The 11,941-nt window shown below is 40.6% G+C and carries 4 protein-coding genes; all 4 read left to right on the top strand.

All coding sequences use genetic code 11. From position 1 onward, the window contains the following. The first annotated feature begins 565 nt into the window (after window positions 1–565). The 4 genes from G4P69_RS10765 (at window position 566) to G4P69_RS10750 (ending at window position 11,800) form a co-directional block, all read left to right on the top strand. On the top strand, window positions 566–925 hold the full coding sequence (locus tag G4P69_RS10765; RefSeq protein ID WP_208345911.1) for a hypothetical protein: 360 nt from the start codon (window positions 566–568) through the stop codon (window positions 923–925). Window positions 926–989: 64 nt separating this feature from the next. Further along, window positions 990–2,243 carry a beta-ketoacyl-ACP synthase II gene (gene fabF, locus G4P69_RS10760; protein ID WP_208345912.1) on the top strand — a complete coding sequence of 418 codons (1,254 nt, stop codon included), beginning with the start codon at window positions 990–992 and terminating at the stop codon, window positions 2,241–2,243. A 50-nt stretch (window positions 2,244–2,293) separates the two neighbouring features. Continuing rightward, window positions 2,294–3,334, top strand: coding sequence for a beta-ketoacyl-ACP synthase 3 (locus G4P69_RS10755; protein WP_208349677.1), 1,041 nt, complete (start codon window positions 2,294–2,296; stop codon window positions 3,332–3,334). A 123-nt stretch (window positions 3,335–3,457) separates the two neighbouring features. Beyond that, on the top strand, window positions 3,458–11,800 hold the full coding sequence (locus G4P69_RS10750) for a type I polyketide synthase (RefSeq protein WP_208349674.1): 8,343 nt from the start codon (window positions 3,458–3,460) through the stop codon (window positions 11,798–11,800). The last annotated feature ends 141 nt before the right edge of the window (window positions 11,801–11,941 follow it).

Raw genomic sequence — 11,941 nt, 5'->3', positions numbered from 1 at the left:
TATAAACTGATTTTTCCTAATTTTAGCAGAGTTTTGTTACTCCATTTCTCAGGAAAAAAGTACTGACATTATCTGTATTGACCATGCTTCTCCCAGGAAATAATCTATATGGCATAGGGTAATTAAGGAGTTGATACAGCAATAGAAGAACCTGAATAGTTTATAAGATCAAGGCTAGAAGAATTTATGGTAATGGAAGTAGCTCTTTTTTTGGTAAAGTGTCTTTTTTTTCGATCAGGTTTATAGAAGGAGGTTGTTACCTAAGTTTTAGCAAATATGCCACTACATAGGTAAAATCAGCTTATCAAGAAAGCTAGGAAGAGAGTACAATTCTGGTGAATTTTTTTCACCAGTAACCATGTAAGTAGGTTTGTTGATTTCCCCTTTCTCTTTTATCCTACCTGCAAGATTTATCCCCTATGTAAACACCAAAGTCGTTTTGGCTACTGAAGGGCAGAAAGAGTTTAAGACCAATACAAAATTTCTAATTAATTTAGTGGCTTTTGTTCAAGTGCCATTAGAATCGCGCTGACGTATATTATCAAGATTTTTGGAGTTAAATAATATGTTACAATCACCACCAATCCCAAATTTAGATACATCCGAGATTGAAAAGGCAGTGAATTATCTTGGGATAAAGCTGTCAGATACTGAACTTGAAGAGCTAAGATCTGGCAATGTTGTTTCACTTGAAGGTAGACGTTTAAGTGAAATTGGATCAGTCTTTATTCTGGCAGAGGCTCTTTGTGCTAGAAACTCTGTTAGGAATATTGTTTTTCGAGATATTCCAGAAGTTGTTACAGAATTTTCACAGTTTTCTGGACTTCCGATCTATCGCTGGGATTCTGATTCACTTGGGAAATGTTGCCTAATACTAACTTTGATGGATGGTAAGCCAGCAGTTAGATTTTCACATCAAAACTAGTGTCAAAAAATATCTTAAGTAACTGAGTTAAGACCAGCAAACACTATCAAAATAGAATCTTATTATGGTTAGCCTTGAATTGAAACGAGTAGTAGTCACAGGGCTAGGGGTAATTAGTCCTTTAGGTAATACAGTGACTGAATACTGGGAGCAGCTTCTTCAAGGACATAGTGGCATAAGTTTAATTACTTCATTTGATGCCTCTCGTCATGCCACTCGAATAGCAGGAGAAGTGAAAAACTTTGACCCTTGTAATTACATGGAATCAAAAGAAGCTAAGCGCTTAGAACGCTTTATTCAATTTGCAGTTTGTGCTAGTAAGCAAGCTATTGCTGACGCTGGATTTGAGATTAATAATCACAATTCTCAGCAAGTGGGAGTGCTGATTGGCAGCGGAATTGGCGGCTTAAAAATGATAGAAAATCAAACGGAAGTTGTTTTAAATCGTGGGCCTAACCGTTGTAGTCCTTTTCTAATTCCCATGATGATCGCAGATATGGCTGCTGGAGTAACTGCAATTCATTTAGGAGCAAAAGGTCCTAACTCTTGTCCTGTTACAGCTTGCGCTTCGGGAGCTAATGCTATAGGAGATGCTTTCCGTACTATTCAGAGGGGGGATGCTCAAGTAATGATTTGCGGTGGAACCGAAGCTGCTATTACTCCTGTGTGTATGGCAGGATTTTCTTCGGCCAAAGCTTTATCAACTTATAACGAAGAACCTACTAAAGCTTCTCGTCCTTTTAGCAAAGATCGAGACGGTTTTGTGATGGGAGAAGGCAGTGGTATTCTTTTATTAGAAGAATTAAGCCATGCGCAAAGGCGCGGTGCTCGAATCTATGCAGAAATTGTCGGTTATGGTTTAACTTGTGATGCCCATCATATTACTTCACCTCCTTCTAATGGCGAAGGCGCTACTAGAGCAATGGAATTATCGCTCAAAAATGCTGGATTGTACCCGAACGAAGTAGATTACATTAATGCTCATGGCACTAGTACGCCTACTAATGATGTTGTGGAAACACTTGCCATCAAAAAAGCTCTTGGGGATCATGCTTTTAAAGTAGCTATTAGTTCTACAAAATCGATGACTGGTCATCTTTTAGGAGCTTCTGGAGGTATAGAGGCTGTTGCAACAGTAATGGCTATAGCACAAGACAAAATTCCACCAACAATTAATCTAGAAACACCTGATCCAGCCTGTGATCTAGACTATGTTCCTTTACACTACCGCTCTCAACGGGTAGATGTTGCACTCTCTAATTCCTTTGGTTTCGGGGGTCATAATGTTAGCCTAGCTTTTAAAAAATTCGAGGAATAATAGGGCTGTTTGACAAACTTGAATCACAGAAATAATGAGTCATTAAAGCTATGAGATATTCATCAAAAAAAGGTGTTGTTTTGACAGGAACTGGCTCCGCCGTTCCGGATACTTACTTAGACAATCATCAACTTAACCAAATTATGGTTACTTCTGATGAATGGATAAAAACTCGGACAGGAATTCGCCGCCGGTGTCTTCTTCCACCGCAGCATTCCCTGACTGCTATGGCTACTGAAGCTGCTCAAAAAGCTATAGCAATGGCCGGTATTGCACCACGAGACTTAGATTTAATTATCCTAGCGACATCTACGCCTGACGATTTGTTTGGTAGTGCTAGTGCAATCCAAGCTGAACTAGGAGCTACCCAAGCTGTAGCTTTTGATTTAACAGCAGCATGCTCTGGTTTCATTTTTGGTTTAATAACTAGTGCCCAGTTTATCCGTGCTGGTGCATATCAAAATATTCTTCTGATTGGCGCAGAAGTTCTTTCGCGGTGGGTTGATTGGTCTGATCGACGTACTTGTATACTCTTTGGTGACGGCGCGGGTGCAGTGGTTGTACAAGCAAGTGAATCTGAGAGCCTGTTGGGTTTTCAACTTCATACCGATGGTATGCAGAATCAGTATTTGAAATTAGGTTTCAAAGATCAAGAGAAGCAACTTGTTGATAGTATCTCCATTGGTCAAGGAACTTATCAACCCATTACAATGAACGGACAAGAAGTTTACCGCTTTGCTGTTCAGAAAGTTCCAGAAGTTATTGAGAAGGCACTCTTTCATGCTGATCTTACTATTGACCAAGTTGATTGGCTTCTGATGCACCAAGCTAATCAGCGAATTTTAGATTCTGTAGCTGAGCGTCTAGGACTTCCTAGTGAAAAAATCATTAGCAATTTAGCAAATTACGGAAACACCTCGGCTGCTTCAATTCCTCTTGCCTTAGATGAAGCTGTTCGCAAAGGACAAATTAAGCCACATGATGTTATAGCTTTGGCTGGCTTTGGTGCAGGGCTTTCTTGGGGGGCTGCCATTTTAGAGTGGAGTTCTGTTTCTGTACCACACTCTCAGGAACTGGCGTTGATGAAGTAAAAAATAAATGCTAGTTACCGAGAGCTAAAAAAAGGAGGCTTTGGTTAACTTTTAAGTTCAATGAATTTCTAGTTATCAATTTTTCGGGGTTTGATATTTCAACAATCCAATATTTTGAAGAATATGACTACTGAATTGAACCTTTCTGAACAACCCTTAAATTTGGTGGAGCTTCTACGCAAAAGAGCGCAAAATCAGCCTGATAAGACAGCTTACATTTTTTTGGAAGATGGGGAAACTGAAACAGGTAGTTTCACTTATCGGGAGTTAGATCAACAAGCTCAAGCGATCGCAGCTCGTCTTCAATCACTAGCTGCTCCTGGCGAACGGGCTTTACTGTTGTATCCATCGGGACTGGAATTTATTGCTGCTTTCTTTGGTTGTTTGTATGCAGGAATGGTCGCAGTTCCGGCTTATCCACCTAGACGTAATCAGAAAATGTCAAGGCTGCAAGCTATTGTCGAAGATGCTCAGACAAAAGTTGCACTGACTACAAAAGAACTGTTGCCTAGTATAGAGAGTCGTTTCGCCGAAGACAGAGAATTAGCAGAGGTAGCCTGGCTTGCTACAGACGATGTTGCTAGTGAAGAAATGCTTTCATGGCAGGAACCTGTATTAAACAGTGATACACTAGCTTTTCTGCAGTACACCTCAGGTTCAACCGGAACACCAAAGGGGGTGATGGTGAGTCATCAAAACCTGCTGCACAATTCAGAATATATTAAGCAAGCTTTTGAATTGTCACCAAACAGCGTATCTGTATCGTGGTTACCCAGCTTCCACGATATGGGACTGATCGACGGAATTCTTCAGCCCTTGTATACGGGTTTTCTTGGTGTCTTAATGCCACCGACATCCTTTGTTCAACGACCAATTCAATGGTTACGAGCAATTTCGCGCTATAAAGCAACCCATTGCGGTGGGCCTAACTTTGGCTACGAACTTTGTATAAATAATATCACCCCTGAACAACGAGAAACTCTAGACTTAAGCAGCTGGTGTACTGCTTACAGTGGTGCTGAGCCGGTTCGCAGAGAAACTTTGGAAAAGTTTGCTGCTGTATTTGAGTCGTGTGGTTTTCGTCCTAACTTTTTCTATCCTTGCTATGGCATGGCTGAAGCTACCCTAATGGTTTCCGGTGGTATAGTCAAGGATGAACCAATTTATTGCACCGTGGAATCAGATGCACTCCAACAAAATAGGATTGTAAAAGCATCTAGTGAGGCAAAAAATGTTAGCCATTTAGTAGGGTGTGGAAGAGCATGGCTAGATACAAACATTGTTATTGTTGACCCGGAATCATTGACCAGATGTGCTCCTGATCAAGTAGGAGAGATTTGTGTATCGGGTTCGAGTGTAGCTCAGGGTTATTGGAACAGACCAGAGCAGACCGCTGAAACTTTTCAGGCACGACTACCAGACACCGATATCGGCCCATTTCTGCGCACAGGGGACTTAGGATTTTTGCAGGATGGTGAATTGTTTGTCACAGGTCGGTTGAAAGATCTGATTATCATTCGAGGTCGCAATCATTATCCTCAAGATATTGAATTAACAGTAGAACGGTGTCATCCTGCACTCAGACCAACTTGTGGAGCAGCATTCTCAATTGAAGTAGATGGAGAAGAGCAACTGGCGATCACTCAAGAAATAGACCGTCAATATCTCCGGAAGCTAAACGTAGATGAGGTGGTTAAAGCAATTCGTCAAGCAGTCATAGAACACCATGAGTTAGAAGTTCATACCATACTGCTGCTGAAGACAGGAAAAATTCCTAAAACTTCCAGTGGTAAGATTCAACGGCGTGCTTGTAAAGCAAATTTTCTTGCAGATAGCTTAGATATAGTCGGAATTTGGCGCAAGGATTCTCAAAGTAAAGTTCAATCACAGCAACAATTAGCTTCCAAACCAGAAAGCTTGCCAAATAAAGGAAAATCCGCAGAAATTCAAGCTTGGATTGTTTCTAAAATTGCTGAACGTCTTCAGGTTAAACCCTCTGAGATAGATATTCAAGTACCTTTCGTCAGCTATGGTTTAGATTCAGTCGCAACAGTGAGGTTTGCTGGTGAGCTAGAGAACTGGCTTGGTCAGAAACTCTCGCCAACCATGTTGTACGATTACCCCAGTATTGCAGCACTTGTTCTACATTTATCTGGAGAAGTTAACCCTCCAGAGGAGCCTGTTAGCGTTAAGGTAGATGTTCCTCAACAAAACACAATAACTGCCCCGAACACTTTCGGTGAAGCGATCGCTATCATCGGTTTGGGTTGCAGGTTTCCTGGCGCTAATGATCCAGAAACTTTTAGGCAGTTATTGCGTAGTGGAGTGGATGTCATCAACGAAGTACCTAATAATCGTTGGGATATCAACAGTTTTTATAACCCAGAGTTAGAGACTCCAGGGAAAATGAGCACCCGTTGGGGTGGATTTTTAGATCAAGTGGATCAATTCGACGCTAACTTCTTCGGAATTTCTCCACGAGAAGCTGAGCGAATGGATCCTCAGCAAAGAATTCTGCTAGAAGTAGCATGGGAAGCACTGGAAAATGCGGGAATTGTACCAAATCAACTAGCTGGGAGTGAAACAGGAGTCTTTATTGGGATCAGTAATAATGATTATTCTCGAATTCAGTTTGAAAACCCTAGCCGAATAGATGCGTATGCTGGTACTGGTAATGCCTTTAGCATAGCAGCTAACCGCCTATCATATTTACTAGATCTGCGAGGGCCGAGTATTTCTGTAGATACTGCTTGCTCTTCATCACTAGTTGCAATACATTTAGCCTGCCAAAGTTTACAGACAGGAGAGTCTAACTTAGCTTTAGTTGGTGGAGTCAACTTAATTTTAACTCCAGAGTTGACCATCACTTTTTCTCAAGCACACATGATGGCATCTGACGGACGCTGTAAAACTTTTGACAATAGTGCTGATGGTTACGTCCGGGGTGAGGGCTGTGGGATAGTTGTTCTCAAACGCTTATCTGATGCTGTGAGGGATAAAGACAATATTTTATCTGTGATTAGAGGCTCCGCAGTTAATCAAGACGGTCGTAGTAATGGACTCACTGCTCCTAACGGCCCGTCACAACAAGTAGTTATCCGAAAAGCTTTGCAAAAAGCTGGGATCACAGCAGATCAACTTAACTATGTAGAAGCACACGGTACAGGTACTCCCATTGGAGATCCAATTGAGATCGAATCGTTAAAAAGAGTATTGCTTGAAGATCGTTTGCTGAATCAACCTTGTTTGATTGGCTCCGTTAAGACTAATATCGGTCACTTAGAGGCAGCGGCGGGTATTGCTGGTTTAATCAAAGTGGTACTCTCCTTACAATTTGGAGAAATTTTTCCTCACTTACATCTAAAACATTTAAACCCGCTTATCTCCTTACAGGACTCTCCACTTTCAATTCCAACCTACTTACAACCCTGGATCACAAAATCACGTCGCCGTTTTGCAGGTGTAAGTTCCTTTGGTTTTGGTGGTACAAATGCTCACGTGGTGTTAGAAAATGCACCTGAGCTGACCTTGGAGACAAATAAACTGGAGTATCCCTCACATTTATTAACCCTGTCAGCAAAAAGTGAGTCTGCTTTACGCTCTCTTGCGGGTCGTTATGCTGATTTTTTGGCCTCTCATTCAGAAGTTTCTTTAGGAGATATTTGCTTTACATCTAATACAGGAAGATCTCATTTTGTTCACCGACTAACAGTCATAGCTGAATCAACTGCTCAGTTACACGAGCAATTATCTACTTTTGCAGCTAGTCAACCAGCTGTAGGAGCAGTAAGTGGTAAAGCACGCAGCAACAATTCTTTGAAAATAGCCTTTTTGTTCAGCAATTGTGACTCTAGCTATCTTCAGTTAAGCTACCAACTTTATCAGACTCAGCCTACTTTTCGCGAGACATTGGAACAGTGTGATTTTCTCCTTCGGAAGTATTTGGAAAAACCGCTGTTATCAGTGCTTTATCCAGAATCAGGTGTTTTCTCTCCTTTGGAGCAAAAAGAATACTTTAAGCCTGGATCTTTTGCTGTGCAATATGCATTAGCTAAACTATGGCAGTCTTGGGGAATTTCACCGGCAGCAGTGATGGGTTTTGGTGTAGGCGAATATGTAGCTGCTTGCATAGCACAAACAACTGATCTAGAAAATAGTCTTCGGATGCTTGTAGAGTCTAGTCAGCTCAGCCAGTCAGGAGAAATGGCAGTTGTATTCACCGAATCTGGCTTGGTGAAAGAAACAATACAGCTTACAGCAGTTACAGAAACTCTGGTTAAACAAGGTAGTAACTTGTTTATTGAACTAGGTGATAATTCAGCTGTTCAGGCTCAACCCCAAGAAACAGGTATTTGGTTAACAACCCTCAAATCTGGTCAGGATAGCTGGCAGGTAATCCTCAATAGTTTGAGTATCCTATATGTACAGGGCGTTGATATAAACTGGACTAATTTTCATCGTGGTTTTACTTACCAACGGGTATCACTGCCAACCTATCCATTTGAGCGCCAACGGTACTGGCTGGAAAGAACTTATCCCTCAGAAATTCCAACCTCTCAACCTCACGTTGGCAAGGTTTTGGAAGCAGCTACCTTAGCAAAGTCAAATAACTCTCAAGAACAAAGACTAACTCGCGATGCACTCTTAGCATTAAAACAAGAGGAGCAACAGTCAGTTTTACAGTCTTATCTTTGTGAACAATTAGCATCGGTCTTGGGTTATTCTCTACCTAAGTTGGATGTTGATCTGCCGATCACTAACTTCGGGATCGACTCATTAATGTCTATCCAGATGAAGAAGCGTATTGAGTCTGACTTAAAAGTTGTTGTACCTGAAACAAAATTTCTCCAAGGCCCTAGCATTGCTCAATTGGTAACATTTTTACTTGGTGAAATAACAGGGTTTGACTCCACTGTAAAGCTTAGCATAAGACAAGATGAAACAAGCGATCGCCCTTCCACAGAGTCAACGGATGCACAAATTTCTTTCCCCTTATCCTTCCCACAGGAAAGAATGTGGTTGCTCAACCATTTATCACCAGGTAATCCTGTTTACAACTTTCAAATGGCTGTTCGGTTGTCTGGACAAATCAACATAAAAGTTCTAGAACAAAGTGTTCAAGAAGTTGTAAATCGTCATGAAATTTTACGAGCAACTTTCCCAGTAGCAACAGCGCAGGCAATTCAAGTTATTGCGCCAAAACTACATCTTCCTCTGTCTATCGTTGATTTAAGTGAAGTAGATAAAACCCAGCAAGTAATAGAAGTCGAAAAATTGGCAGCAAACGAAGTTCAGCAGCCTTTCGATTTAACCCAAGCTCCACTTTTACGGACTACTTTACTCCGTTTAAGTCAGACAGAACATGTGTTTGTTTTAACGATTCATCATATTATTTCCGATTACTGGTCAATGAGAGTGTTCATTCAGGAAATTGGAGAATTATATGATGCATACTCTAACAACCGTTTCCCCTCCCTTGCCAAACTTAATTTTCAATATAGGGACTTTGTAAATTGGCAGAAAGAATCTTCACAAAGTGCAGTCATAGAAAGCCAGCTTGCATATTGGAAGAAAAAACTTGCTCTGATTCCACCAGCACTAGAACTACCACTTGACCAGCCAAGACCTACTAATCGTAGCTTCCGAGGTGCAACCCAATTCTTCAGCTTACCTGCGAGCTTGTCTCAGTCACTGCAAGAATTTAGCCGTCAAGAGGGAGCGACTCTGTTCATGACTCTGATGGCAGTGTTTAAGATTTTACTTTACTGCTACACAGAACAAGAAGATATTCTACTTGGTTCTCCTGTATCGGGACGTACTCATACTGAATCAGAAAACCTGATTGGTATGTTTTCTTACCCAGTTGTGTTACGCACTGACCTTTCTGGCAATCCTACTTTTAAAGAGTTATTAGCGCGTGTTCGTGAAGTAGCTTTAGAGGCTTATGTCCATCAGAATGTACCTTTTGCCAAAGTCGTAGAAATTGCCGAATCAGAAAGAAACTATAGCGACATACCCTTGGTACAGGTCATGTTTAGCTTCACGAGCATGGCTATGAACACTACACAGTTTTCAAACCTTGCTCTTGAACCAGTCAAAGTAGATCGAGGGATGACGGATTTCGACTGGTTTTTAACAATGTTTGAAGAAAGTGAAGGTTTGCGGGGAGCTTTAGAATATGACACTGACATCTTTACACCCGAAACAATCAGGCGGGTGATCGAACATTTCCAGCTTTTACTGGAAAGCGTGATCAACCAAACGAACAAACCTTTGTCAGAACTAGTCGCGAAAGTTCCTGTTCAGAAGAAATTACGGGTGGCGATCGCATCCACTTTTACCGCAGAACCGATTCAAGAGTCTCTAAAATTTTGGATGCAAGAGCTAAAAATTCCCCATCGAATTGAGTTTGCGCCCTATAATCAAGTCTTTCAGCAACTTCTTGATCCAACAAGTCTACTTTCCAAAAATCAGAATGGTATAAACGTTATCTTAATACGGTTAGAAGACTGGCTGCGGTACGAAGATCAAACAATTACTGAAACAGATTCTCAATTAGTTAACGTCCAGGAGAAAATCACTCGAAATATCCAAGACTTATTACTCTCACTAAAATCTGCAGTAGAACGTTCTACAGTGCCTTATTTAGTTTGCTTATGTCCTGTTTCGCCAGACTCACAGCATATTTCTCTCTTTAACCAAATTGAGAAAGAACTAAGCTGCAAACTCGAAGCAATACCTGGAGTACATGTTGTAACAACTGAAGCAATTCAAGAAACTTATCCTATTGCAAACTATTACGACTCCCAAGCCGATAAACTTGGTCATGTTCCTTTCACAAACCCATTCTTTACAGCTTTAGGAACAATAATTGCTCGTAAAATCCGTAGAATCAAAAGCACTCCATACAAAGTGATTGTGGTTGATGCTGATGAAACTCTCTGGAAAGGTATTTGTGGAGAAGACGGAGTCAATGGAATTCAAATTACTCCTTCTTACCAAGCAATGCAATCGTTTCTAGTCGAACAGTACAAAGCTGGAACGCTCATTTGCATATGCAGTAAGAACAATGAAGCAGATTTGTTAGCTGTATTTGAGCAACGAGCAGATATGATTCTCAAGCTTGACCATATCGTTTCTTATCGAGCTAACTGGCAACCTAAATCGGAAAATATCAAATCTCTAGCTAAGGAGTTACAACTAAGTCTAGAACACTTCATCTTTATCGATGACAATCCTGTTGAATGTGCAGAAGTTCAAAGTAACTGTCCAGAAGTTTTAACCTTGCAACTTCCTGCACCAGACAACATTCCTCAATTTATTGAACACGTTTGGGCTTTCGATACCCTGAAAATTACAGAAGAAGATAAGCGGCGAACTGCTTTGTACCAAGAAAACCTACAGCGCGAACGCTTACGAACAGAATCTCTAACTTTTGCTGATTTTATTGCTAGTCTAGATTTACAGATCCAAATCTCTTCTATGACTGAGCATCAGCTGGGAAGAGTATCACAATTGACCCAACGAACAAATCAGTTTAACACCACAACCATTAGACGTTCCGAGACAGAAATACAACAGTTATGTTCCTTACAAAACGTTGAATGTCTCACCATTAGCGTTAAGGATCGTTTTGGAGATTACGGTTTAGTTGGTGTAGTTATTTTCAAAGTTCAACCCGATGCTATTGAAGTAGATTCATTTCTATTAAGTTGTCGAGTTCTAGGGCGGGGTGTGGAGCATCAAATGTTAGCAAAGATCGGTGAAATTGCTAAAAAACGTGAGGTGGATTCTGTTAAAATTCACTATGTTCCTACAGCAAAAAATCAACCAGTTCTCACTTTTCTAGACAGTGTTGGCGGTCAATATAAAGAACAGAGTAATGAAGGTTTATGCTTTAGATTTCCAGTTGAAGTAGCTACTTCAATAAGCTATCGCGAAAAAAATAATGACGACCAGGCTTTGTGTGATACATCTAAAAACATTTCTAGCTCATCACTTCAAACCTCATCTTCCTCTGCTAAACCACATAACTATTCTGCTATCTTCACTCGGATTGCTACTCAACTTTGTGATATTGAACAGGTTGTTAAAGCGATTCAAGACCGGCAGCAAAGAAAGAGACAAAACATTACAGCTAATGAGCATGTACTACCACAAACAAAAGTAGAGCAAGAAATTGCTGCTATCTGGAAAAAAATCCTCCATATAGAAAACATTGGCATCGATGATAATTTCTTCAATATAGGAGGACGCTCACTACAAGTTGTACAAGTTAATAGCAGACTAAAAGAAGTTTTTGGTAAAGAAATACCTCTGGTTGATATGTTCCAATACACAACAATTAGAGCGCTTGCTAAATACCTAAACCCAAGTGAAAAGCAAAGCCAAAATGAGAATAGTGCTTTTGCCCAAAGTCGAAGCCGTGGTGAGAGACGTAGACGATTAATGCAAACGAAAAAATAAGACTTTGATACTAGCATCTTGATCTGTATCAAAAACCGAGTTTCTTAATAACTACTGAGTATAAAAATCTTAATAATTTTTGAGAAACTCGGTTTTCTACCTCTTACGCAGAAGAAGGCAATATCTGAAAATAGAAATTCA

The sequence above is a fragment of the Aetokthonos hydrillicola CCALA 1050 genome (assembly GCF_017591665.1).
GTDB lineage: Bacteria > Cyanobacteriota > Cyanobacteriia > Cyanobacteriales > Nostocaceae > Aetokthonos > Aetokthonos hydrillicola.
Note: the sequence above shows the minus strand (reverse complement) of the source record. Positions and strands in the feature narration are given on the sequence as shown.

Coding starts and splice junctions, on each gene's coding strand:
- G4P69_RS10765 (WP_208345911.1), top strand. CDS start 566: ATGTTACAATCACCACCAATCCCAAATTTAGATACATCCGAGATTGAA.
- fabF (WP_208345912.1), top strand. CDS start 990: ATGGTTAGCCTTGAATTGAAACGAGTAGTAGTCACAGGGCTAGGGGTA.
- G4P69_RS10755 (WP_208349677.1), top strand. CDS start 2,294: ATGAGATATTCATCAAAAAAAGGTGTTGTTTTGACAGGAACTGGCTCC.
- G4P69_RS10750 (WP_208349674.1), top strand. CDS start 3,458: ATGACTACTGAATTGAACCTTTCTGAACAACCCTTAAATTTGGTGGAG.